Annotated in this window: 26 protein-coding genes; 11 read left to right on the top strand and 15 right to left on the bottom strand. The window is 44.2% G+C overall.

Annotated features, from left to right (window positions below; genetic code table 11):
- Nucleotides 1–82: 82 nt before the first annotated feature.
- The 8 genes from B5J94_RS08830 to B5J94_RS13910 all read right to left on the bottom strand — a co-directional run bounded on the left by B5J94_RS08830 (nucleotide 83) and on the right by B5J94_RS13910 (nucleotide 5,382).
- Complete coding sequence (locus tag B5J94_RS08830) at nucleotides 83–511, bottom strand: ClpXP protease specificity-enhancing factor (RefSeq protein WP_079364075.1); 429 nt, start codon at nucleotides 509–511, stop codon at nucleotides 83–85.
- A 48-nt stretch (nucleotides 512–559) separates the two neighbouring features.
- On the bottom strand, nucleotides 560–1,204 hold the full coding sequence (locus tag B5J94_RS08825; RefSeq protein WP_062500891.1) for a glutathione S-transferase N-terminal domain-containing protein: 645 nt from the start codon (nucleotides 1,202–1,204) through the stop codon (nucleotides 560–562).
- Nucleotides 1,205–1,318: 114 nt separating this feature from the next.
- A complete protein-coding gene (locus B5J94_RS08820) occupies nucleotides 1,319–2,038 on the bottom strand; it encodes a cytochrome c1 (protein ID WP_062500892.1) in 720 nt (239 codons plus the stop codon).
- Entirely contained in the window at nucleotides 2,038–3,258 is a 1,221-nt protein-coding gene (locus B5J94_RS08815) for a cytochrome b (RefSeq protein ID WP_172823649.1), read from the bottom strand. The genes B5J94_RS08820 and B5J94_RS08815 overlap by 1 nt, the downstream gene beginning before the upstream one ends.
- A 22-nt stretch (nucleotides 3,259–3,280) precedes the next feature.
- Nucleotides 3,281–3,865 carry a ubiquinol-cytochrome c reductase iron-sulfur subunit gene (gene petA / locus B5J94_RS08810; protein WP_062500899.1) on the bottom strand — a complete coding sequence of 195 codons (585 nt, stop codon included), beginning with the start codon at nucleotides 3,863–3,865 and terminating at the stop codon, nucleotides 3,281–3,283.
- A 447-nt stretch (nucleotides 3,866–4,312) separates the two neighbouring features.
- Nucleotides 4,313–4,699 (bottom strand): 30S ribosomal protein S9, encoded by a 387-nt coding sequence (rpsI, locus tag B5J94_RS08805; RefSeq protein WP_062500901.1) that lies wholly within the window; start codon nucleotides 4,697–4,699, stop codon nucleotides 4,313–4,315.
- Between the two features lie 10 nt (nucleotides 4,700–4,709).
- Nucleotides 4,710–5,141 (bottom strand): 50S ribosomal protein L13, encoded by a 432-nt coding sequence (gene rplM / locus B5J94_RS08800; protein WP_062500903.1) that lies wholly within the window; start codon nucleotides 5,139–5,141, stop codon nucleotides 4,710–4,712.
- Between the two features lie 7 nt (nucleotides 5,142–5,148).
- Nucleotides 5,149–5,382: a hypothetical protein gene (locus B5J94_RS13910; protein WP_143821945.1), complete on the bottom strand. Its 234-nt coding sequence runs from the start codon at nucleotides 5,380–5,382 to the stop codon at nucleotides 5,149–5,151.
- Between the two features lie 419 nt (nucleotides 5,383–5,801).
- Between B5J94_RS13910 and ppk1 the strand changes: the two genes are divergently transcribed.
- From ppk1 to B5J94_RS08750, 9 genes are all read left to right on the top strand, one after another.
- On the top strand, nucleotides 5,802–8,060 hold the full coding sequence (gene ppk1 / locus B5J94_RS08790; protein WP_079364073.1) for a polyphosphate kinase 1: 2,259 nt from the start codon (nucleotides 5,802–5,804) through the stop codon (nucleotides 8,058–8,060).
- Between the two features lie 111 nt (nucleotides 8,061–8,171).
- Nucleotides 8,172–8,678, top strand: coding sequence for a hypothetical protein (locus tag B5J94_RS08785; RefSeq protein WP_115247651.1), 507 nt, complete (start codon nucleotides 8,172–8,174; stop codon nucleotides 8,676–8,678).
- On the top strand, nucleotides 8,590–9,363 hold the full coding sequence (locus B5J94_RS08780; RefSeq protein ID WP_079364072.1) for a PstS family phosphate ABC transporter substrate-binding protein: 774 nt from the start codon (nucleotides 8,590–8,592) through the stop codon (nucleotides 9,361–9,363). The genes B5J94_RS08785 and B5J94_RS08780 overlap by 89 nt, the downstream gene beginning before the upstream one ends.
- A gap of 9 nt (nucleotides 9,364–9,372) precedes the next feature.
- Nucleotides 9,373–9,837, top strand: coding sequence for a YchJ family protein (locus B5J94_RS08775; RefSeq protein WP_062499521.1), 465 nt, complete (start codon nucleotides 9,373–9,375; stop codon nucleotides 9,835–9,837).
- Nucleotides 9,838–9,871: 34 nt separating this feature from the next.
- Nucleotides 9,872–10,174, top strand: coding sequence for a BrnT family toxin (locus B5J94_RS08770; protein ID WP_079364071.1), 303 nt, complete (start codon nucleotides 9,872–9,874; stop codon nucleotides 10,172–10,174).
- A gap of 28 nt (nucleotides 10,175–10,202) precedes the next feature.
- Nucleotides 10,203–10,388, top strand: coding sequence for a hypothetical protein (locus tag B5J94_RS08765; RefSeq protein ID WP_147285313.1), 186 nt, complete (start codon nucleotides 10,203–10,205; stop codon nucleotides 10,386–10,388).
- A 93-nt stretch (nucleotides 10,389–10,481) separates the two neighbouring features.
- Complete coding sequence (thiI, locus tag B5J94_RS08760) at nucleotides 10,482–11,921, top strand: tRNA uracil 4-sulfurtransferase ThiI (RefSeq protein ID WP_062499525.1); 1,440 nt, start codon at nucleotides 10,482–10,484, stop codon at nucleotides 11,919–11,921.
- A gap of 536 nt (nucleotides 11,922–12,457) precedes the next feature.
- On the top strand, nucleotides 12,458–13,033 hold the full coding sequence (locus tag B5J94_RS08755) for a lipocalin family protein (protein ID WP_062499527.1): 576 nt from the start codon (nucleotides 12,458–12,460) through the stop codon (nucleotides 13,031–13,033).
- 234 nt (nucleotides 13,034–13,267) lie between these two features.
- A complete protein-coding gene (locus B5J94_RS08750) occupies nucleotides 13,268–14,248 on the top strand; it encodes a manganese-dependent inorganic pyrophosphatase (RefSeq protein ID WP_062499529.1) in 981 nt (326 codons plus the stop codon).
- A gap of 113 nt (nucleotides 14,249–14,361) precedes the next feature.
- Here the strand turns inward: B5J94_RS08750 and B5J94_RS14525 are convergent, their stop codons facing one another.
- The 6 genes from B5J94_RS14525 to ychF all read right to left on the bottom strand — a co-directional run bounded on the left by B5J94_RS14525 (nucleotide 14,362) and on the right by ychF (nucleotide 18,678).
- Nucleotides 14,362–14,910: a hypothetical protein gene (locus B5J94_RS14525; protein WP_062499531.1), complete on the bottom strand. Its 549-nt coding sequence runs from the start codon at nucleotides 14,908–14,910 to the stop codon at nucleotides 14,362–14,364.
- A 124-nt stretch (nucleotides 14,911–15,034) separates the two neighbouring features.
- Nucleotides 15,035–15,316 (bottom strand): hypothetical protein, encoded by a 282-nt coding sequence (locus B5J94_RS08740; RefSeq protein ID WP_062499533.1) that lies wholly within the window; start codon nucleotides 15,314–15,316, stop codon nucleotides 15,035–15,037.
- Nucleotides 15,310–16,344: a hypothetical protein gene (locus B5J94_RS15205; protein WP_062499535.1), complete on the bottom strand. Its 1,035-nt coding sequence runs from the start codon at nucleotides 16,342–16,344 to the stop codon at nucleotides 15,310–15,312. The genes B5J94_RS08740 and B5J94_RS15205 overlap by 7 nt, the downstream gene beginning before the upstream one ends.
- A gap of 261 nt (nucleotides 16,345–16,605) precedes the next feature.
- Nucleotides 16,606–17,079: a DUF441 domain-containing protein gene (locus B5J94_RS08730; RefSeq protein ID WP_062501113.1), complete on the bottom strand. Its 474-nt coding sequence runs from the start codon at nucleotides 17,077–17,079 to the stop codon at nucleotides 16,606–16,608.
- 2 nt (nucleotides 17,080–17,081) lie between these two features.
- The gene (locus B5J94_RS08725; protein WP_062501111.1) at nucleotides 17,082–17,483 is read right to left on the bottom strand and encodes a hypothetical protein; all 402 of its coding nucleotides are present in this window, start codon (nucleotides 17,481–17,483) and stop codon (nucleotides 17,082–17,084) included.
- Nucleotides 17,484–17,586: 103 nt separating this feature from the next.
- Nucleotides 17,587–18,678 (bottom strand): redox-regulated ATPase YchF, encoded by a 1,092-nt coding sequence (ychF, locus tag B5J94_RS08720; RefSeq protein ID WP_062501109.1) that lies wholly within the window; start codon nucleotides 18,676–18,678, stop codon nucleotides 17,587–17,589.
- 209 nt (nucleotides 18,679–18,887) lie between these two features.
- On the opposite strand from ychF, the gene B5J94_RS08715 reads away from it, so the two are divergent.
- A complete protein-coding gene (locus B5J94_RS08715; protein WP_062501107.1) occupies nucleotides 18,888–20,231 on the top strand; it encodes a Na+/H+ antiporter family protein in 1,344 nt (447 codons plus the stop codon).
- Nucleotides 20,232–20,327: 96 nt separating this feature from the next.
- Here B5J94_RS08715 and B5J94_RS08710 read toward each other — a convergent pair whose 3' ends face one another.
- Nucleotides 20,328–20,891: a 5-formyltetrahydrofolate cyclo-ligase gene (locus B5J94_RS08710; RefSeq protein WP_062501105.1), complete on the bottom strand. Its 564-nt coding sequence runs from the start codon at nucleotides 20,889–20,891 to the stop codon at nucleotides 20,328–20,330.
- 324 nt (nucleotides 20,892–21,215) lie between these two features.
- Between B5J94_RS08710 and fumC the strand changes: the two genes are divergently transcribed.
- Entirely contained in the window at nucleotides 21,216–22,607 is a 1,392-nt protein-coding gene (gene fumC / locus B5J94_RS08705; RefSeq protein WP_062501662.1) for a class II fumarate hydratase, read from the top strand.
- Nucleotides 22,608–22,660 lie beyond the last annotated feature (53 nt).

Genomic DNA, 22,660 nt, shown 5'->3' with positions numbered 1-22,660 from the left:
TTTTGGGGTGCGGTTCATAATCATATCGCCCTTATTTTTAAATCGTTTTTATTTTAAGCCATCTTTAATTTGTTAAATGACTTTATACAAATTTTAAATGTCCGCTTTTTTTGGGTGGCTCGTCATCGTCATCGCCGTCATCGTCATCGCTGTCGTCTATGTCATCAGGGTCATCAGGTGGGGTGTAGCCGTCATATTCGCTGGGGTCAAAGAAAAAGCCTTCGCTGGGGTCTTCTTTGGCATAAATCCCTACCACTGCCTGCATGGGTATCCAGATGTCTTTTGAGACACCACCAAACCGCCCTTGAAATGATAAGCCGTCATTGTCAATCAAAAGATTATTGGTGGCTTGATAAGATATGGCAAGCACCAATTTGCCGTCTTGGGCGTATTCGGTAGGGGCGAGTAGCTCAGGGTGGGTGGCATCTGTCATGAGATATGGGGTAAAGCCGTTGTCTGTTAGCCATTCATGCATGGCACGAACAAAGTAGGGGCGTTTGGGGGTAAGCATGGTTATGTCCTTGTTATTGGTTAAAGTAAATTGATGAATGTTAAATTATTAAAAATCATCATCGCTATAAACAGCAGGGGTGATGAGTGTCTTTTGAAAACTCGCTCTTGCCGATAGGCGTGCTTGATATGCCAGTAGCGGTTTGCACAGTTTGGCAGGTAAATGAATGCCTAGCATTGGCAAGCGGTGCAAAAGTGGCAATAGTAACACATCACACAGCCCAAACTCATCTTGCATAAAATAGTCATGACGAGCAAATAGGGGCGAGAGCGTGATGAGCGAATCGGTCAAGGTTTTTTTGGCGTGGGTCGCTTCTGCTGGATTAAAGCTGTCAGGATGAGTCATTAAAATCCGCCCAAGCGAGAGCCAGTCTTGACGCAGTCGCCAAGCCAACTGACGCACCTTTGCCCGCTCTTTGGGGGTGGGTGGCAGGAGTTTATTGGCACCGTGCCGTTCTTCTAAATATTCAAAAATCACCATCAGCTCATACAATGCCAAATCCCGTCCCACAAGTACAGGCAGGGTGTTGTAAGGGTTTAGCTCGGCAAGATATTCGGGTCGCTCATCGGGCAGGTAGGCAAATTGATGATTCACGCCTTTTTCTTCTAGCAAAAACCGCACCACATGGCTGTCATAGCCATCGTCACCATAGAGTAGGAACTGGGTGGGTAAAAGATGAGAAAAATCTGCCATGATGTGAATGAGTCTGTTTTTGGGTGTTAAGTGTAACAAAAATTTTGGTAAAAGTGTGTAAATTTTGTCAATAAAAAAGACCGATGTGTATCGGTCTTTTTGGTCGGTGCTGGCTTATTTAACGTCTTTCCAGAATTCTTTGTTAAGTAGATATACTGGAATGAGTAGCACAAGCAAGAACAGTAGCACGAATGCACCATAGATTTTACGCTGATGACGGACAGGCTCTGCCATCCATGCCATGAAGTTCACTAGGTCGCCCACACGAGCTTCATACTCTTCTTTGCCAAGCTCTTTTTGCATGTTGTGTAGCACATGGGGCATGGCAGCATTGGCAAGCACTAGGTTGTTAGCACCCCAAGGACGGCTTGGGTCTTCGTAGAATGACAGTAGGTAGGTGTATACCCAGTCATCGCCACGCAGACGGGTTTCTAGCGACAAGTCTGGCGGTGCCGCACCAAACCATAGAGCCTGAGTATCAAGGTCAATTTCAGCGGTCACGTGGTCACCGATTTGGTCGGTGGTTACCATGAGATATTTTTCCATGAGCTCTGGTGGGATTTCTAGGTCTTGGGCGATGCGTGAATGACGCACATACTGGGCTGAGTGACAGCCCACGCAGTAGTTCATGAACGTTTGGGCACCACGTTGTAGCGAGCCTTTATTGGTTAGGTCAATGGGAGCTTTGCTGCATTCTAGGGTGACTTTGGTACCATCGGCTTCGGTGAACTCGCCACAACCATGACCGCCTGCTGCTAGGGCAGATGACGATGCCATCATGCCACTTGCCAGTAGGAGACCAGCACCAAGCGATTTTAGAGTAAATGCTTTCATTAGTGACCTCCTCCTGTGACACGTTCGGGTGGTTGCTTGCACGTCTCCATGGTGGTATAGAACGGCATGAGAATGAAGTACAAGAAGTATAAAATGGTACAAATACGAGCAACAAGCGTACCTGTTGGTGTAGAAGATACCCCACCAAGATAGCCTAAGATTAGAAAGCTCACCACAAAGATGGCCAATGCAATCTTAGACAAAATACCTTTGTAGCGGATGGATTTTACAGGTGAGCGGTCAAGCCACGGCATGACAAACAAGATGGCAATCGCACCAAACATCACAATCACACCAGGTAGGGCAGAGCCGAACATGGATGGTGTGGCACGAAGCATGGCATAAAATGGCATGTAGTACCAAACAGGAGCGATGTGAGCGGGTGTTTTTAGAGCGTTGGCAACTTCAAAGTTGGGTTTTTCTAGGAAATAACCACCACCTTCTGGGGCGAAGAATACCACCGCAAAGAAACACATAAAGAACACCACAATACCAACCATGTCGTGTACGGTGTAGTAAGGATGGAAAGGTACGCCATCTAGTGGTACGCCATTTTTGTCTTTGAGTTTCTTAATTTCGATACCATCTGGGTTGTTAGAGCCGACATGGTGCAAGGCAACTAAGTGCATAAATACCAAGCCAACCAATACCAAAGGAATTGCCACAACATGCAGGGCAAAGAAACGGTTTAGGGTAATGCCTGAGATGATGTAGTCGCCTTTGACCCACTCAGCCAAACCGTCACCGATAAAAGGAATGGCGGCAGGTAGGTTTAGAATCACCTGAGCACCCCAAAATGACATGTTGCCCCAAGGCAGTAGATAACCAAAGAAACCTTCTGCCATGAGACACAGATAAATCGCCATGCCGATAATCCACACCAATTCACGGGGCTTTTTATAGGAGCCATACATCAGACCACGGAACATGTGTAGATAGACGACCACGAAGAAAGCGGATGCCCCTGTGGAGTGCATGTAGCGAATGAGCCAACCGCCTTTGACATCACGCATGATGTATTCAAGTGAAGCAAATGCTCCTTCGGCACTGGGGTTAAACATCATGGTTAGCCAAATACCTGTCACCAATTGGTTAACAAGTACGACCATGGACAATACGCCAAAGAAATACCAAAAGTTAAAGTTCTTTGGTGCGTAGTATTTGGACATATGGTATTCATAAGTCTCTGTCGCAGGAAAGCGAGCATCAACCCAGCCCATAAATTTCTTAGCGATACTCATGTTATGCCTCCCCAACGGTCAAGATGGTGTCTTCAATCTTGTAGATAGGTACAGGTAGGTTCAAAGGTGCAGGCATGCTACTATAAACACGACCAGCTAAGTCGTACATAGAACCATGACAGGGGCAAAAGAAACCGCCCATCCAGTCAGCACCACCTAAGTCCGCCGCACCAACTTCGGGTCGGAATATGGGGGCACAACCTAAATGCGTACACACGCCCTCAACAACCAATATCTCAGGCTGAATAGAACGTGTTTCGTTTTTGCAGTTGTCAGGCTGTACAGACCCGTTAGACTCAGGGTCGGCAAGCTTCGGAGCTACCTTGCTTAGGTTGGCAAGCATATCTTCGGTACGTTTGACAACAAAGATAGGTTTGCCACGGTATTTTAACGTAATCATCTGCCCATTTTCGATGCTGGCGATGTCAGTGACAACGGCGGCACCTGCGGCTTCCGCTTTGGCACTTGGATACCAAGAACGCACAAATGGGGTGGCTATTGCACCGACACCAACTGCACCAACGGCAGCAGTGGACGCAATCAGGACTCTACGGCGTTTAACATTCACGCCTTCGGCATGGCTCATTAAAACTTCCTCCAGAAAATGAATGGGGGTTATCCCATACTGGGTGTGTGGTTATGATAAAACAGTTTTATCAAAAAAACCACATTTGCTGTGCCTATTTTTCTAAACATGACTATTTTAAGCTATTTTTGTAATAAAATAAATCGTTCTTTTACAAAGTTGTGAAAAAAATCCATAAAAATTGTCATGAATTTACAAAAAAGTTTAAAATTGTATGAAAATTAGACAAGACCCACTAAAATACTCAACTTTATTTGTAACTTTATGTAATTTTTTGTTACTATTGATTAAAATAAAGAATCTCTATCATGCATTAATAATAAGATTTTTTATCAATTGTGAATTTATCTAACAATGAAAAATCTATATCAAATCAAGTTATTTTAATCAAGAATAACACATATAAAAAAACTCTCGAAGTTCGAGAGTTTTTTGAAAACGCAAAAATTAACGTTTTGAGAATTGTGGGCGTTTACGAGCTTTGCGTAGACCCAATTTCTTACGTTCAACTTCACGAGCGTCACGAGTCACAAAGCCAGCGGCTTTTAGAGCAGGTTTTAGTGTTTCGTCTGACTCAATCAAGGCACGAGTAATGCCGTGACGGATAGCACCTGCTTGACCGCTTGCACCACCACCAGTAACGGTGATATATAGGTCATATTTGTCGGCAGATTCTAGAAGTTCTAGGGGCTGACGCACAACCATGCGAGAAGTCTCACGACCAAAGTATTCGTCTAGGCTTTTGCCGTTGATGACGATGTTACCAGTGCCTTTTGACAAGAAGACACGAGCGGTAGAAGTCTTACGACGACCTGTTCCGTAATTCTTTTCCATGTGTATCTCCTTAGATGTCTAGTACTTTTGGGGCTTGGGCGGCATGTGGGTGTTCAGTACCCGCATACAGTTTTAGCTTTTTAATCATCGCATAGCCCAAAGGACCTTTTGGTAGCATGCCTTTAACGGCTTTGTGTAGCACGTCTTCTGGCTTGTGAGCAAGAAGTTTGGTAAAGTTGGTCTCTTTGATACCGCCAGGATAGCCTGTGTGGCGATAGTATTTTTTGTCCTGAGCTTTTTTGCCAGTAACAGCGATTTTGTCAGCATTGATGACGATGATGTAATCACCAGTATCAACGTGGGGGGTGTACGATGGCTTGTGCTTGCCACGTAGACGAGAAGCAATCTCAGAGGCTAGGCGACCTAGTGTTTTGCCTTCTGCGTCCACGACATACCAGTCATGTACAACCTCAGCGGGTTTGGCGCTAATAGTAGTAGTCATATAAAACCTATTTAGTTACGTTTGAGAGTACACAAATAAAAAAGCCCAAAGGCTTGATTTTACTTGCTTTGTGAGTTGGGAAACGAAGGGCTCTCAAAAAACAGCGGTCATTATAACCAATCAAACATAAAAAAGCAATGAAAATTTGAGATGAATTTACAAAATAAACTTCCTCAAAACCAGTTTTCCGTTCGCCCTGAGCCATGCCTGCGGGTGTCGGAAAACCGTTATGGGCAGGCATAGCTCGCCACGAACGGTTTTCTTTAATTCAGGGGTTTGCAGGGAGTCTAGGGCGTGCCTGCCCTTTATAACACAATTTAACATTTAGAAATTTTATAGAAATAAAATAGTGTTTTTGCATGAAAAATGGCTAAATCTTGTGGCTCGAAGTCAAAAGCTCGTTTGATAGAATGACTATCAAACTTCACTTTTTCCTTGAAAAACGGGCGATTTTCCTCATTTTTCATTGCAAATACAAAAGGCAGGCACGCCCTAATAAACGATGACAAATACACCGTGATAAAAGCCATTTAAATTGGGAAAAATGGCAGAATGGGGCTTTAAAATTTTATCAAATTTTCATAAAATGATGATAAGATAGATGATGTATGTTTTGTGATTTTAAAGATTTTATTTTTAAAAAGTTTAAAAGGAAAAGCCATGACCGCACCACACGTCCCAAAGACCGCCAAGCAAATCAGCAAGCCCAACGCCATCATGCACCAAAATGCCGACACCGCTCCTAGTGACACCGCTCCTAGTATTGAAAACCAAGCCATGCAAAGTGTACTCGGGCAGACCCCTGCACCGACCGATTTGCACTATATTGAACAAATTATCGATGAATCAGGCAATTTTACCCCTGACTGCTTTATCAATCGTGATTTGTCCACGCTACGTTTTCAGCTTCGGGTGCTGGCTCAGGCGACCAATCCACGTCATCCGCTGTTGGAGCGTATGTTCTTTTTGACCATTTTTTCATCAAATATGGATGAATTTTTTGAGATTCGGGTGGCAGGACTTATCCAAAAAATGAAAAATGGCGATAAGTCCAGCAGTCTGGACGGGCGAAAACCGTCCGAGCTGTTAGCAGAGATTAGCCAAGTGGCACACCGTGCGGTCGAAGAGCAGTACCGTATCTTAAATGAAGATATTTTGCCCGAGCTTGCCAAATCAGACATCCGTTATCTCAAACGCCATGAGTTGACCGACGCCCAAAAGGCGTGGATGCGGGAGTACTTTTTTAATCAAGTGTTGCCTGTCTTGACCCCCATCAGCATTGACCCTGCTCACCCATTCCCCCGAGTGGTCAATAAGTCTTTGAATTTTATCGTCAGTTTAGAAGGTAAAGATGCCTTTGGGCGGGATTTGTCGCTTGCCATCGTGCCTGCCCCACGCTCACTGCCCCGTGTGATACGTCTGCCCGATGAGCTGACAGGCGGTAAGGACCATCACATCATGCTCTCAGCGGTGATTCATGAGCATGTGGGCGAGCTGTTTTTGGGCATGAAAGTCACTGGCTGTCATCAGTTTAGACTGACCCGTAATGCTGACCTTGACCTGTCCGATGATGTCGAAGATCTAGCCAAGGCGTTAGAAGGTGAGCTTGATAACCGCCGTTTTGGGCATAAGGTGCGTCTAGAAGTGAGTACTAACTGCCCCAAAGAGCTGTATGAGCTACTATTAAAAGAGTTTGAGCTTGATGAGTCGCAGCTTTATCGGGTCAATGGTCCTGTGAACCTGACTCGCATGCTGACAAGTTTTGATAAGCCTGAGCTAAAATTTACCCCGTTTACGCACGCCATCCCCAAGCCATTTAAGGGCATGGAGACGGTCAAGGTCGCCAAAGACAACACGTCCATGTTTAATGTCATGAAAAACAAAGACGTGCTGGTACACCATCCCTTTGATGCGTTCACACCTGTGGTGAACCTGTTGTGGCAGGCGGCAAATGACCCTGATGTGCTTGCCATCAAACAGACCATTTATCGCTCGGGTACTAACTCAGAAATCGTCCAAGCCCTAGCCGTTGCCGCTCGTAACGGCAAAGAAGTGACTGCCGTCATCGAGCTTAGAGCCAGATTTGATGAAGCCAGCAACATCGCTGTTGCTAATATGCTCACCGATGCTGGAGCCATTGTGGTGTATGGGGTGGTCGGCTATAAGACACACGCCAAGCTCATGCTCATCGTGCGTCGAGAAGACGGCAAAATCCGCCGTTATGCTCATCTGGGCACGGGCAACTATCACGCCGGCAACGCCAAAGCCTATACCGATTATGGGCTGTTTATCGCTCATGAAGAGATTTGTGCCGATGTGGCAGGCGTGTTCGGACAGCTGACAGGCATGGGCAGACCATTGCCGTCCCATCACATCATGCACGCACCTTTTACCTTGCATGATGGGCTGATACGCTTGATTGATGATGAGATTAATCACGTCAAAAACGGCAAAAAAGGGCGTATCATCCTAAAATGTAACGCCATCACTGAGCGTGGTATCATCAACAAGCTCTATGAAGCAAGCCGTGCAGGGGTAGAGATTGACCTGATTATCCGCTCTATTTGCTGTCTGCGTCCACAGGTCAAGGACTTATCGGAGCATATCCGTGTACGCTCTATCGTGGGGCGGTTCTTGGAGCATACCCGTGTCTATTATTTCCATAATGATGGCGATGAAAAGCTCTACTGTTCTAGTGCCGACTTGATGGATAGAAACCTGCTACACCGTGTGGAAGTGGCGTTTCCGATTTTGGATGAGAAGCTCTTTAAACGCATTTATGAAGACGGGCTGATAAACTACCTTGGCGATAACGTGCAGGCGTGGGAGCTAGATGGGCGTGGTGAGTGGAATCAGGTTCAGCATACTGACGATGTCTATGACGCCCAGTCGTTTTTATTAGATAAGATTTGTGGTTAAGTCAGCACTGGGCATATCAAAAAGGGCGAGTTTTTCGTCCTTTTTGTTTTATTTTACAAACAGTTCTTAATGCGTTACAATGCCTAAGTAAATTGGCTTAGGGTTTTAAAATTGAAAAAGATGCTTTTTGTCATCGGATTGATTGTGGTCTTATTGATAAGTCTACTGACGTGGTTTGGTTTGGCGTTTGATGGCTATGAATATTGGTCAGTGATTATGCCCATCGTGATGATATTAGGCTATATCATGGTTTGGTGGCAGTCTCGGCATGGCTTTAAGCATAAGGGAGTTTATATTCCTGTTGCGGTGGTATGGGCTTTTATCATTGCTTTAAATATTCATCTAAAATATGATGAACGTATTCAGCGTATCCCTACGGTTGCCAGCGAGATTAACCAGTATGATTATGACCCATTTCAAGAATTTAATAATCTTGCTAAGCTGGATAAGCCAAGTACCTTAAGATTTGATGGCATGGATTTTGGTCAAATGCCACGCCTAGACGGCTCAACCGCACTTTATCCGCTCTATGCGTCATTTTATGGGGCGGTGTATCCCACAGCCACTAAGGACGATTATTTTACCTTTAAACCTAAGCAAAACAGGGGAAGCCTATGAACGACTGCTCAGGGGTGATGTGGACATCATCTTTGTGCCAGAGCCGTCCAAGTCGCACCAAGATAAGGCAGACAAGCTGGGCGTGGCATTTGAGATGACGCCGATTGGTAAAGAAGCCTTTGTGTTTTTTGTGAATGTTAAAAATCCTGTGGATACCCTGACGGTTGATGAGATTAGGGGGATTTATTCAGGACAAATCACAAACTGGCAACAAGTCGGCGGTAAAGACGAAAAAATCCGCCCCTTTCAACGCCCTGAAAATTCAGGCTCACAGACCGCCTTACAAAAAATCATGGGCGACACCGCTCTCATAGAAGCCCCAAGAGAAGATGTCGTGCAGGGCATGGGTGGCATTATCAACCAAGTGGCGGATTATCGTAATTTTGATAACGCCATTGGTTTTTCGTTTTTGTTTTATTCTACTGAGCTTGTCAAGCAAAACCAAATCAAACACTTAGCCATCAATGGCATTAAGCCCAATCACGATAACATTCGTAACGATACTTACCCCTTTGCCAAGCCATTTTATGCCGTAACGCTCAGTAATCCTACCAAGACAAGCCGTGATTTGATTGGTTGGGTAATCTCGCCCCAAGGTCAAGAATTGGTCGCCAAATCAGGCTATGTGCCGATAGATGATGTGGTGGTGAGTGATGTCACACCAAATGATAACAAAGTAAAATAAGGACAAAATATGATCCCATGCCCCTGTAATCCTGATACTTTCTATACCAACTGCTGTCAGCCCTATCACGATTTCACCGCTTATCCATCTACGGCTTGTGAGTTGATGCGGTCTCGTTATTCGGCTTTTTGTGCTAAAAACGTGGATTATATCATCGCCACGACTACCCAGAGTCAGCAAGCCATGCTTGATAAATCCGCCCTACAAGTGTGGGCGGACGGCATGAACTGGACGCATCTTGACATCATCAGTCATAACAAAGTCGGCAAACGTCATGCCCAAGTACATTTTAAAGCCTATTTTGACAATGGGGACGGCGAACAGGTGCATGATGAATTATCCGCCTTTATCAAGATAGATGAGCGGTGGTATTTTCTTGACCCGACCGTGCCTGTTACGCTCACCAACAAACAGCCGTGCCTGTGTGGTGGTGGCGAGAAGTTTAAGGCATGTTGTGGGAAGTTTTTGGCTTGAATGTTGAATTTATTTGTATTAAACTAGGAAAATTATGGGTAGAGCCGTTATCATGAATGCTTATGGCTTGGTCTTTGAATGGGACGAAGACAAAGAAAGCCTAGCATTTAAAGAGCATAAAGTCTATTTTTCAGAAGCGGTGAGTGTCTTTTTTGACCCTTATGCGATTACCGATGAAGATTATCGTAATTATGATGGGGAAGTCCGTTATATTATGATTGGCATGAGTAATCAAAACAGGCTATTAAAAGTTATTTGGACGGATAGAGACCCAAATACACGCATTATTTCTGCTTGGCGAGCAACAGCACAGGATAAAAAAGATTATGAAAGATGAAATTTATGAAATCTATAAAGATTGGGACATGAGCCACGCAAAACGCAATCATGCCAACCCCAAAATGAGCCGATTTTTACAGGCAAAACAAGCTCATGATAGCGATATTACCGCCTTATTGGATAATGACGTATTGGAGCTTATCAAACAGCACGCCCATAATCAAAAAGACCGAGAACGTCTAAATGCCGTGATACGTTTGTTGTTTGCATGATTTTATTAAAGTGCTAAATCTAAGGTGTGTTGTGGAAAGTTTTTATAACTAACAAAAAGGTGTATAATACGCCTTTTTCTTTTGCCTAATTTTATGAAATACATTGTTAAACTCCACCCCGAAATCATGATGAAAAGCGACACCGTGCGTAAACGTTTTGTCAAGATTTTGGCAGGAAATTTGCGTAATGTCCTAAAACCCCTTGATGAAACAGCGGTTGTGGTTCAGCATTGGGATTATATTGAAGTGCGTCATCGCAATGAGTCGGCACGTCCCATATTGCTTGACAAATTGCAATGCACCTCAGGCATCCATCATATCCTAGAAGTCGAAGAGTCGCCTTTTGCCGATTTGCATGATATTTTTGAGCAGACCTTGCCCAAGGTCAAAGACACCCTTGAAAATAAGACCTTTTGTGTGCGAGTCAAAAGACGTGGCACGCACCCATTTACGTCCATGGACATCGCCAAATATGTCGGTGGCGGGCTAAATCAAGCGATAGCCAGTGCTAAGGTACAACTTAAAAACCCTGATATTACCGTCAAGATTGAGATTGAACACGACAAAATGCTCTTTATCAAGGCACGCCATGATGGCATGGGCGGATTTCCCATGAGTACCCAAGAAGACGTGTTGTCGCTTATCTCGGGCGGATTTGATTCGGGTGTGGCAAGCTATGAATTTATCAGGCGTGGCAGTCGAGTGCATTATTTGTTTTTTAATATGGGCGGTCGCACGCACGAGATTGGCACCAAACAAATGGCGTACGAGCTTTGGGAGCGGTACAGTTCATCGCACAAGGTGCGCTTTACTACGGTGGATTTTGAGCCTGTGGTGGGCGAGATTTTGACCAAGATTGATGACGGTCAAATGGGCGTGGTCTTAAAGCGAATGATGATGCGTGTGGCAAGCCAAATTGCCCAAAAAAACCGCATTGAAGCGGTGGTAACAGGCGAAGCCTTAGGACAAGTGGCAAGCCAAACACTCACGAACCTTGCCATGATAGACAAGGCAAGCGAAGTGCTGGTGTTACGCCCACTCATCACCAAAGACAAGGCGGACATCATCGCCACGGCTGAAAAAATCGGCACAGCAGACATCGCCAAATCCATGCCTGAGTTTTGTGGGGTTATCTCAAAAAGTCCCACGGTCAAGGCGGTGGAATATAAACTCATCGCTACCGAAAGCGACTTTGATTTTAATGTGTTGCAAAATGCCATTGACACCGCCATGACCATTGACATTCGCACCATTAAAGACCAAGCGAGCGATACCCACGCCATTGATACGGCACACACCATTGGCAAAGATGATATAGTAATTGATATTCGGGCAACAGATGAGACGGACGATGACCCGCTTGATGTGCCACACATTTGTATTCCATTTTATAAACTTGCCACAGAATTTGACAAATTGGATAAAACCAAAACTTATCTGCTGTATTGCAAAAAAGGCGTGATGAGTGGTTTGCAAGCGGTGTATTTAAAGGATAAGGGGCATGATAATGTTAAGGTGTTAAAATTATCATAGCATTTGATGTTATTGTAAAAACGGCAAATGTCATGTTTGCCGTTTTTATTTTATCCACAGGGCGGTCATCATGTCATGAGCGTGAAACATGATTGTCATATTGGGAGATTTGGCAAAAATTTATGTTTTAAGTTATTGATTTTAAATAGAAAAAATTTGATAAAAAACTGTATAAATTTTATCCAATCAACTGCCATTGCCGATTAATCATGGCGTAACGCCCCAAATTTTAAAGTTATCCACAGGCTTATCCACAGATTTTGGGGAAAAGTGGGGAAAAGTGGCGAGATGATAGAGAATTTTTAAAAATATAATAAAATCAAAAGGTTGTGATAATGTTTTAGGACATGAAACGATTGTTTTAATGTCAAATGAGATTTATTCTTGGCGATGTTTCACAGCTCTATGATGGGCAAAAAGTGATGGTGAGCGAAAAGTGACGAACAAATCACAACAAAACAAACAGCAAACAAAAAGCGGGAGTGTGCTACAATAATTTGATAAACATCATCTACTAAACCATTAAAGGAAAAATCATGTTGTCCACCAAAACCGCCAAATCCTTGCTTGTTGGTGTCATCGCCTTGTCTGTCCTGAGTGCTTGCACCATTACGCCCACGCCCACAAACGGCACGGCACCGACGACTGTCAGCCAAATCCGCCTTGATGATTATTTGGGCAAATGGTATGAAATCGGACGCTTGCCCATGTCATTTCAGGATAAATGCACCCACAATGTGACCGCCACATACAGCCTAAAAGACAATGGCAAAATCAATGTCCTAAACGCCTGTGCCACCCAAGATGGCATGACATCGGTCAATGGTGAGGCGTACGCCACCGATGAGACCAATGCCAAACTGCGAGTGAGCTTTTTGCCCAGTTTTCTAAAAAAATTACCAATCGGCAAAGCCAATTATTGGGTGCTGGCAAGCAACCAAGACACAAGCGGATGCTACACATCTGCCCTAGTCGGCACGCCCAATCACAAATATCTGTGGGTACTGTCTCGCACGCCAACGCTGGACGATACCACTTATGAGCGGTATTTGGGCATTGCCAAGCAAAACGGCTATGAGCTGAGCAAGTTTACCAAAACGCCACAGAAATAAGATGGTTAAAAAAGATGGTTTTGTTGGTTTTCAATATACCTAAGAAACTTTAAAATTACTACAAACGCAATGATATTTGGATGTAGGCACGTGCTGTGTACGCCTATAAAACTGATGGCATTAAAGGGCGTGCAGAGCCAGTCCCTATAAATCTGTGGTAAATATCAAGTTTGTTAGATGTATTCTTTCAATGTCTTTTTAAACATCTTTATCAAGCATTATTAAGGAACTCCCATGCACCACGTTTTTGGACATACATCCCCTGATACGGACGCTTTTGTCTCGGCATTTGCGTTTGCCCATTGGCTAAATGCCCAAGGCACATCAGCACAGGCATACCGTTTGGGCGAGCCGAACCTTGAAACGGCATTTGTGCTTGCCCGTTGGTTTGAGCGTTACCCCAATGATGAGTTGCCCGCCAAGCTCCTGCCGTATCTGAACCCGAATCGCCCGACCGACATTGTGGGGCAGGGCGATAAAGTGGCACTGACCGACCATAACGAACCTGCCCAGTCCATCAAGGCTTTGGCGGAGTTTGACATTCGCTATGTCATCGACCATCACAAGCTTGGGCTGACCACGCCCACCCCTGCCTATGTGTACATCCATCCTGTGGGCTGTACTTGCACCATTTTGTATGAGATGTTTACCCAAAAGGGCGTGGACATCACCGCAAGCATGGCATGGCTCATGCTCTGTGCCATCATCTCGGATACGCTAAATCTTAGCAGTCCCACGACGACCGACGATGACCGTCTCGTGGTGCAAAAGCTCTGTGAGCTGTGTCAGATGAGCATGGCGGATAAAGATAAACTGGCAGATGAGATGTTTTCTGCCAAAAGTGACGTCAGTCATCTGTCCGCTTGTGATATTTTGCTGATGGACTATAAAAGCTATGAGTTTGGGGCGACGACATGGGGCATTGCAGGGATTGAGACGGTCGCTCCCAGTCAGATATTTACCAGAATCGATGAGCTGACAGCCACTGCCAAACTCATTCAGGCGGAAAAAGGCGTGGATTATCTCATGATTGCGGTGGTGGATATCAAGGAGCAAATGGGCTATGCACTCGCCCATGGCCCTGCCCAAAATGTGATTATCTCCAAGGCGTTCGGGGTGGACTGCGATGATAAGGTCTTTGCCTTGGCAGGCGTGGTCAGCCGTAAAAAGCAAATCGTCCCTGCTTTGGAGCGATATTACCAGTTGCAGGCTTAGGCGTACTCGTTGCCATCTGTCATGGATTGATGCCTGATTTATATGCCTGATAAATAGCCATAAAAAAGACCTGATGGTGATTCAGGTCTTTTGTTTTAAATACCTTAACGGTTTTAGCTTGCTTTGGTGCATTCGACAATGACGGTATCATCTAGCGTGGTGATTTTGGCTTTATCGCCGTCAATGGTTAATGCCATGCCCTTGTCGTCGCCAGCAATGCTATCATCAGAAGTAAAGCGTCCTTTGGTTTGCACGTCTTGGGCTAGGTCATAAGTGATGTCATCGGTGGTTAGATGAGCTTCGATTTCGCCTTCGTGGTTGTGAACAGCAATGTGGGCGGTTTTGTCACCACATTGGTATTTATCGCCATCGGCATGGTGATGATGTCCATCGCCATGAGCGTGGTCGTGGCTGTGGTCGTGAGCGTGTTCACCGTGTTTGTGGTCATGGTCGTGTTCTGCATGGTCATCGTGGTCATGGTCATGACTGTGTTCGCCATCTTTGTGTTCGTGGTCATGCTCACCATGAGCATGGTCATGCGTGGCGGTTTGTTCGGTGGCAGTAGTAGTTTCCGCTTTTGGTTCGGCAGGGGTTTCTTCGGCTTTTTGGCAAGCGGTCAGACCCAAAGTGATTGCCAAAGCAGGGATGAGAATTTTTTTCATGAGTATACCTTTATAGAATTTACAGTTTGAAATGGGAAAACTGATACATTATATCATATTTTAACATGTGGTAAAGGGGTGCTTGACTTTGTCTTGTCCGTCCCTTTATCCAAAACTTATCAAACTATTGGCGTGGCGTATAAAAATAGCCTTTATCATCAACCCGATAAATCACTTCATTTGGCTCATTGCCGTTATTATCTACGACCTTAATCTGCTCTTTTTGTAAAATGGCAGTGATGTCAAAATCAAACTCCCTGATGCCATAAGTGCTAATAAGCAGGCTATCTATGATGTGGTGATTTTTATCTATATTGATAAGATAAGTTTGTAATAAATCCCGATTTTGTTTCATGCTAACCACATAACTTTTAATGTCTTTTTGATAATGGTATAAACCTAGCACATAAATCTCTTGGCGTTGGGATATAACCCTGCAAAGAATTTGGCTTGCTCTTTATTTAAATAGCCATTTTTAGGAATGATGTCTTGATAATTATCAAAATTGACATCGATGTTAATATTTGTATTGTCTGATAAAGATTGGGTCTTGATGTCAATATCAGACTTTTTAAAAGTAGGGTCATCTTTTAACGTGATTTCATAAACTCTAATATGCTCTTGGTTATTGTCATCGGTGCGTTGCTTGACAATATAAGCATGGCTTTCATTTAAAAATACACTGCCATTATAATAATAAAGACCAAAGGATGAATGTTCATCAGGCGGTATCAATGCATTAAAAATATCATTAAATTCAATGATTTTTACCCATTCGCCGTTAATGCGTTTTTGGATAAAATAAGATGAGCATTCTTGACCGCCAAAATGACCAATCAAGCGGTATTGCTTATTGGGCGATGAGATAGACGCTTGGTTGGGATTGCCCACGTGTTCGGTGCTTTTGCCGGTATTTAGATTGTAGCTGATATCGCTTGAATGACCGCCTTCTAATACCAAAATATTTTTATTGTCATCATCATAACCATAATAAGCAACAAATCTCCCTTCGGGGCTGTCTATCACACCGCCATTTTTAAAATGAATGCGTTTGATACTGCCGTCCGAATTAAAATCCACAATGCCTTTTAATAGTTTTTTAACGCTTTTTAAATCATCAAGGGGCATAAAGCTAATGCTAAAATTGGGATTGCCATGAGTTAATTTTTCAAAATCTGTGGGAGAGATTTCACGAATACTAATGGGGTAATCATCTTTGTCAAAACCATCCTTAAATAATGGCGATGTCTGTTGGAGTGGGGTGTTTTGTTTATTAGTGGGTGTCTTTTTAATTTGAGATAAAGGCGGTGGGTTGGATATTGGCGGGCTAGATATCTCGGTCAAAGGCGTGATGTTATTATTGGGCGTTGTTGGATTGTCAAAACAGCCGAACAACATAAAGGCGAAAATGGAAATTGATAATTGTCGTTTCATAAAATCATCCTAGGGTGTGCCTGCCTTTTGTATTTGCAATNNCGTTTTTCAAGGAAAAAATGCAGGTTGATAGTCATTCTATCAAGCAAATTTTTGACGATGAAAAACAATCCGACCACTTAATTTAAAAAATTGAGTTAAAATCTTAAAAATTTACACGATTAAGTGGTCGGATAGCCATTTTTCATGCAAAAACGATTATTTTTTCTAAAATATTTCTATGTTGTAAATAGTGTTATAAAGGGCAGGCATGCCCTAAACTCATTTCCAATAAAACAACGACAAAATCCCTGCCGCAATGAGTGGTCCAACAGGCACGCCCCGAAGTAGTGCCACGCCTGCCACCGTGCCGATGAGTAGCCCTGCGATGACACTTGGCTCGTCTGTCATGAGCTTAACCCCACGTCCACCCAAATACGCCACCAGCACCCCAACGGCAATGGCAAGCAAGGATTTGACACTGACAAACGATTTTAAAATCACTTCCCCGCTAATCTTGCCACTGGCAATCGGAGCAAGTACGCCAATGGTCAAAATCAAAATGCCCAAACTTAGTCCGTATTTTTCAACCACGGGCATGAGTTGGGCGTTTAATGGGCTGACCTTGACGATAATTAGCAGGGCGGCTGCGATGATAATGGTGTTGTTTTGGCTAAACACACCCAAGCCTAACAGGATAAATAGGACAATGAGACTAACATCAAGCGTGCTTAGGAGTTGGGTAAAGTTTGGCATGATTATTTATAGCAAATATCCACTTTGCCGTCTTTGGTTTTTTGGCAAAACAAAGCATTGGTATTTTTTCCTATTTGATACTCTTCTACTATCTTATAAGTTTTTGGATGTCTATAATACTCAATGACATCTTTTGTTTTATCAAAATTATTTGGAATGGGATAATAGACTGTTTTCATGGCTTCGGTAAGTGTCTCAGTTTCAAAATGGTAAGACTTTTTACCAACCTTTAAAATTAAATACATACCACCCGCACCACCACCTGTTCGCATCACACAAGTAGATTTATTTTGTAGCTTGTTATTTTTAAAAGTATAACAGGTGGTTTTTTGATCTGGATTTACCCAAGCAAAAGCTGTCGTGTTCATCATGGCAAGCAGACTTACCAATACAAATTTTTTCATCATTTATCCTTAAATCAAAAAAAGGTTTAAACGGCATATGTCAACCGTATTTTACCACCGATAAACAATAAAAGCCAAAACATACGCTTTGGCTTTTATTGTTTTACACATTAAATCTAAAATGCATGACATCACCGTCTTGGACGATATAGGTTTTGCCTTCTAGGCGAGATTTGCCTGCCGAGCTTGCTCCTTTTTCTCCGCCATATTCAATAAAATCATCATAACTAATCACTTCGGCACGGATAAAGCCACGCTCAAAGTCGGTATGAATCACGCCTGCCGCCTCTGGGGCGGTTGCACCCACAGGCACTGTCCACGCACGCACTTCTTTGACCCCTGCGGTGAAGTAGGTTTGTAGGTTTAGTAGGTCGTACCCTGCACGAATCACACGGTCAAGCCCTGCTTCACTCATGCCCATGTCTTCTAAGAACTCCGCCTTTTCTTCTTCGTCAAGTTGGGCGATTTCGGCTTCAATTTGGTTGCACAGAGCCACGACAATGGCGTTTTCGCTTTGGGCAAATTCACGCACCGCATCTAGGTGGGGGTTATTTTCAAAACCGTCTTCTGCCACGTTGGCGATGTACATGACGGGTTTTAGGGTGATAAGCCCATAGGATTTGATGAGTTTTTTCTCGTCATTGTCAAGATTTGCCATGCGTGCAGGTTTGCCGTCTGCCAAAAATGGCTCAATCTTTTGAAACACCGCCAAAATCGCCTGAGCGTCTTTGTCTCCGCCTTTTGCTTTTTTTGTGGCGTTAGTTATCGCACGTCCCACCGCTTCAAGGTCGGCAAGAGCAAGCTCAGTGTTAATGGTCTCAATGTCGGATAGGGGGCTCACTCGTCCGTCCACATGAATGACGTTGTCGTCATCAAAACAGCGCACCACATGGGCAATGGCGTCCGTCTCACGGATATTGGCAAGGAATTGATTGCCCATGCCTTCGCCCTTGCTCGCTCCTGCCACAAGCCCTGCGATGTCCACAAATTCCATGCTGGTCGGTAGCACACGTTCAGGCTTGACGATTTCTGCCAACGCCTTTAAGCGTGGGTCTGGCACAGGTACGATGCCTGTATTTGGGTCTTTGGTGCAAAAAGGGAAATTCTCGGCGGCGATGCCTGCCTTGGTCAGTGCGTTAAATAGGGTGGATTTGCCAACGTTTGGCAAGCCTACGATACCACAGTTAAAGCCCATGAGTTGTCTCGCTGTTAAAGTTTAAACCCTTTATTATAGCAAATTTTTCATGAAAAATTAAGCCAATTTCCCACATCCATCATCGTGCCTATAATTATGCCAATCATGCAATGATGCTAATCATGCCAAAACGTTTTTATCTTGTGTATTTTTTTAAAAATGGGTTATAATTGGTGTTTTGATTATCATTTGATTATAAAAGGTATAAAATGAACGCTGTACTGTTGGCGGTCATCATCATGGTAGGGCTGTCGCTTGCTCGTGTCCATGTGGTGCTAAGTTTGATTTTGGGGGCAGTTGTGGGTGGCTTATTTGCAGGATTGCCCTTGACGGATACAGAAAATGGGGCAACAGGCGTGCTGACACATTTTCAAAATGGTATTAAGGGTGGGGCGGGCATTGCCTTATCGTATGCCTTACTTGGGGCATTTGCAATGGCGATTGCTCATTCAGGCGTACCAAAGGCATTGGCAGACAAAGCGATTTTGATGGTCAAACATGCCAAACATGGCGGTGTTAAGTGGGCGGTATTTGGTGTGATTGTACTGCTTGCCTGCCTAAGCCAAAACCTAATCCCCATTCACATTGCCTTTATTTTACTGCTCATTCCACCGCTTTTGACGGTGTTTAATGAATTAAAACTGGACAGAAGGCTCATCACTTGCCTTATCACCTTTGGGCTTGTTAATACTTATATGTTTGTCCCTTATGGGTTTGGGGATATTTTTTTAAATGAAATCATCATGGCAAATCTTGTCAAATCAGGGCTTGATGTCTCTGGCATTTCAGTGGTCAAAGCGATGAGCATTCCTGCTTTGGGCATGCTAACAGGGTTATTTGTGGCGATTTTTATCAGTTATCGTAAACCCAGAATCTATGACAACGCCAAAACCCAAGCGGTCAAAGGCAATGATGAGCAGTTGATTGATAACAACATGGGCTTTAAAATCATCGTAACACTCATCGCCATCATCGCAGCTTTTATCATTCAACTAAACACTAATTCACTAATTTTAGGGTCGATGTCAGGTTTTGCCATTTTTATGGCGACAGGCGTGGTCGGCTGGAATCAGGCGGACGATGTTTTTAATGATGGCATTAAAATGATGGCGATGATTGGGTTTATCATGATTAGTGCCCAAGGCTTTGCCGAGGTGATGAGTGCCACAGGACACATACAGCCACTGGTACAATCAGCGGTGGAGATGTTTGGGGCAAATAAAGCACTGGCAAGCCTTGCCATGTTGATGGTGGGGCTTGTGGTTACGATGGGCATTGGCTCTTCCTTTTCTACCGTGCCAATCATTGCCACTATATATGTGCCATTGTGCATGGCGATGGGGTTTAGTCCGATGGCAACTTTGGCACTTGTGGCAAGTGCAGGCGTTCTCGGAGACGCAGGTTCGCCTGCATCTGACTCAACGCTTGGCCCAACGATGGGGCTAAACGTGGATGGGCAGCATGACCACATAAAAGACAGCGTGATACCAACCTTTATCCATTATAACATTCCACTGATTTTGTTTGGATGGCTGGCGTCTATGGTATTGTAAGTTTTAAGATTGTTTGTAAAATCGGTTGATTAAGATTTTCCCAGTAAATTGCGATTTTTTGGGTAAGCCCTTTAAATCTTTATTGATTAACACTGTCTAAAACCTTATCACCCCCTTATCTGTTATGACCATATCCACGCCCTTATCCCATTCATTGACCGTCAAGCTGTCCACAACTTGAAAATGATAACACCAACCAATCTTTAACCCACAAAAATTGGCAAAAGTACGGTCATAAAACCCACCCCCCATACCAAGCCGATTGCCACTGCCATCTACCGCCACAAGCGGGCAAATAATCATGTCTAGTTTATCAGCACTTATGTCATGTTTGGCAAAGGGTTCTTTCATGCCAAGTCGGTGGCGTTTTAGGGGTGTTTTGGCTAATGGTAAAACAATGGGGGCAAAGCATAAAGGTTTGCCCTGAACGGTAATCGGCAAAAAGGGCGTAAAGCCATGCTTTTGACAAAATGCCAAAATCGGTGCGGTGGGCAACTCGCCAAAATCGTCCAGATATAGCCCAATCTTGGCATTTTTGGGCAGGTGGGGCAAAAGTTTGGGTAAGTGCAAACTTGCCATAAATGCAAACTTGGCACGCTGTTTGGCGGTCAAGGCTTTACGCTCTTTACGGATACGGGTACGAAGGGGAGTGTTTGGCATGAGTTTTTCCAATGGGTATTATTAAAAATGATAATGATTGATGATTGAAAATTATTTTTAATGGTGGTATAGTGAGCTTAGGGCGTGTTAAACTTTTATATTTGCAATGAAAAATGAGAAAAATCGCACGCTTTTCAAGGAAAAGTCTGCAGTTGATATTAAAATATCAACAAGGATTTTGACGTAGAAAAACAAGATTTAGCCATTTTTCATGCAAAAACATGATTTTATTTCTAAAATATTTCTATAATGCAAACTGTGTTATAAAGGTTCAACACGCCCTCACATTTTAGCAGTTTTTACCCACCAAACAAGGAGATTTTTATGAGCGATTTTCGCACTGAAAAAGACACCATGGGCGAAGTACAAGTTCCTGCCGATGCTTATTTTGGCGCCCAAACTCAGCGTAGCCGTGATAATTTTAAAATTGGGGGTGAGACCCTGCCACGCCCTTTGATTGTCGCTATGGCAACCGTCAAAAAAAGTGCATCTATCGTTAATGCCGAGCTTGGGCGGATTGAGAATAGCCAGCGTGATTTGATTGTGCAGGCGTGTGATGAAGTGATTGCAGGCGGTCTTGCCGACCAATTTCCGCTTGTGGTTTGGCAGACAGGCTCTGGCACGCAGTCCAACATGAACATGAATGAAGTCATCGCCAACCGAGCCAATGAAATCGCAGGGAGTCCAAAAGGCACTTATAAACCCGTCCACCCCAACGACCATGTCAACCACGCCCAATCCACCAACGACAGCTTCCCCACCGCCATTCGTGTGGCAGCGGCGGTAGAGATTAACCGCACCCTTATCCCTGCAATCCAAGCACTGCGTGATACCCTTGCCAAAAAGTCTGCTGACTTTGATGATATTGTCAAAATCGGACGCACACATTTACAAGATGCCACACCGCTCACCTTGGGGCAAGAATTTAGCGGTTATGTGGCACAGCTTGATTTGGCACTGGCACGCATTGATAACGCTTTGCAAGGTTTGTACCAGTTGCCACTTGGTGGGACTGCTGTGGGTACAGGGCTAAATAGCCACCCTGATTATGCGGTCAAATCCGCCCAAAAAATCAGTGAGCTGACAGGTCTGCCCTTTGTAACCGCTCCCAACAAATTTGAAGCTTTGGCAAGCCGTGATGCCGAAGTGTTTGCCTCAGGGGCATTAAAAACCTTGGCAGGTAGCCTAAACAAAATCGCCAATGACATCCGCTGGCTATCTAGCGGCCCTCGTTGTGGTCTGGGCGAGATTACCATTCCCGAGAACGAACCAGGGTCATCTATCATGCCGGGCAAGGTAAACCCCACGCAGTCGGAGGCGATGACCATGGTGGTCGCTCAGGTCATGGGTAATGACACCACGATAAACATGGCAGGAGCGAGCGGTAATTTTGAGCTCAATGTCTTTATGCCTGTGATTGGCTATAATCTTTTGCAATCCATTCGCTTGCTTACGGACGCTTGTAATAGCTTTAATGACAACTGTGCGGTAGGCATTCTACCTGTGCGAGAAAAGATTGATTATTTTTTACACAACTCACTCATGTTGGTAACTGCCCTAAACCGTCATGTGGGCTATGAAAATGCCGCCAAAATTGCCAAAACCGCTTACAAAGAAAACAAAACCTTAAAACAAGTGGCGGTAGAGCTTGGGCTATTGACCGAGCAAGAATTTGATAAATGGGTACGACCAGAAGAGATGGTTGCACCGAAGTAATCAAAAATCAAGGGTATGTAAATAAGGGCGAGTGATGAACCGACCCCCAAATC

Source organism: Moraxella lacunata (assembly GCF_002027545.1).
Taxonomy (GTDB): Bacteria; Pseudomonadota; Gammaproteobacteria; order Pseudomonadales; family Moraxellaceae; genus Moraxella; species Moraxella lacunata.
Note: the sequence above shows the minus strand (reverse complement) of the source record. Positions and strands in the feature narration are given on the sequence as shown.

What these genes read in the sequence shown, in the direction of transcription:
- B5J94_RS08830 (WP_079364075.1), bottom strand. Translation starts at nt 511, where the DNA reads ATGCTTACCCCCAAACGCCCCTACTTTGTTCGTGCCATGCATGAATGG.
- B5J94_RS08825 (WP_062500891.1), bottom strand. Translation starts at nt 1,204, where the DNA reads ATGGCAGATTTTTCTCATCTTTTACCCACCCAGTTCCTACTCTATGGT.
- B5J94_RS08820 (WP_062500892.1), bottom strand. Translation starts at nt 2,038, where the DNA reads ATGAAAGCATTTACTCTAAAATCGCTTGGTGCTGGTCTCCTACTGGCA.
- B5J94_RS08815 (WP_172823649.1), bottom strand. Translation starts at nt 3,258, where the DNA reads ATGGGCTGGGTTGATGCTCGCTTTCCTGCGACAGAGACTTATGAATAC.
- petA (WP_062500899.1), bottom strand. Translation starts at nt 3,865, where the DNA reads ATGAGCCATGCCGAAGGCGTGAATGTTAAACGCCGTAGAGTCCTGATT.
- rpsI (WP_062500901.1), bottom strand. Translation starts at nt 4,699, where the DNA reads ATGGAAAAGAATTACGGAACAGGTCGTCGTAAGACTTCTACCGCTCGT.
- rplM (WP_062500903.1), bottom strand. Translation starts at nt 5,141, where the DNA reads ATGACTACTACTATTAGCGCCAAACCCGCTGAGGTTGTACATGACTGG.
- B5J94_RS13910 (WP_143821945.1), bottom strand. Translation starts at nt 5,382, where the DNA reads ATGCCTGCCCATAACGGTTTTCCGACACCCGCAGGCATGGCTCAGGGC.
- ppk1 (WP_079364073.1), top strand. Translation starts at nt 5,802, where the DNA reads ATGACCGCACCACACGTCCCAAAGACCGCCAAGCAAATCAGCAAGCCC.
- B5J94_RS08780 (WP_079364072.1), top strand. Translation starts at nt 8,590, where the DNA reads ATGCGTCATTTTATGGGGCGGTGTATCCCACAGCCACTAAGGACGATT.
- B5J94_RS08775 (WP_062499521.1), top strand. Translation starts at nt 9,373, where the DNA reads ATGATCCCATGCCCCTGTAATCCTGATACTTTCTATACCAACTGCTGT.
- B5J94_RS08770 (WP_079364071.1), top strand. Translation starts at nt 9,872, where the DNA reads ATGGGTAGAGCCGTTATCATGAATGCTTATGGCTTGGTCTTTGAATGG.
- B5J94_RS08765 (WP_147285313.1), top strand. Translation starts at nt 10,203, where the DNA reads ATGAGCCACGCAAAACGCAATCATGCCAACCCCAAAATGAGCCGATTT.
- thiI (WP_062499525.1), top strand. Translation starts at nt 10,482, where the DNA reads ATGAAATACATTGTTAAACTCCACCCCGAAATCATGATGAAAAGCGAC.
- B5J94_RS08755 (WP_062499527.1), top strand. Translation starts at nt 12,458, where the DNA reads ATGTTGTCCACCAAAACCGCCAAATCCTTGCTTGTTGGTGTCATCGCC.
- B5J94_RS08750 (WP_062499529.1), top strand. Translation starts at nt 13,268, where the DNA reads ATGCACCACGTTTTTGGACATACATCCCCTGATACGGACGCTTTTGTC.
- B5J94_RS14525 (WP_062499531.1), bottom strand. Translation starts at nt 14,910, where the DNA reads ATGAAAAAAATTCTCATCCCTGCTTTGGCAATCACTTTGGGTCTGACC.
- B5J94_RS15205 (WP_062499535.1), bottom strand. Translation starts at nt 16,344, where the DNA reads ATGAAACGACAATTATCAATTTCCATTTTCGCCTTTATGTTGTTCGGC.
- B5J94_RS08730 (WP_062501113.1), bottom strand. Translation starts at nt 17,079, where the DNA reads ATGCCAAACTTTACCCAACTCCTAAGCACGCTTGATGTTAGTCTCATT.
- B5J94_RS08725 (WP_062501111.1), bottom strand. Translation starts at nt 17,483, where the DNA reads ATGAAAAAATTTGTATTGGTAAGTCTGCTTGCCATGATGAACACGACA.
- ychF (WP_062501109.1), bottom strand. Translation starts at nt 18,678, where the DNA reads ATGGGCTTTAACTGTGGTATCGTAGGCTTGCCAAACGTTGGCAAATCC.
- B5J94_RS08715 (WP_062501107.1), top strand. Translation starts at nt 18,888, where the DNA reads ATGAACGCTGTACTGTTGGCGGTCATCATCATGGTAGGGCTGTCGCTT.
- B5J94_RS08710 (WP_062501105.1), bottom strand. Translation starts at nt 20,891, where the DNA reads ATGCCAAACACTCCCCTTCGTACCCGTATCCGTAAAGAGCGTAAAGCC.
- fumC (WP_062501662.1), top strand. Translation starts at nt 21,216, where the DNA reads ATGAGCGATTTTCGCACTGAAAAAGACACCATGGGCGAAGTACAAGTT.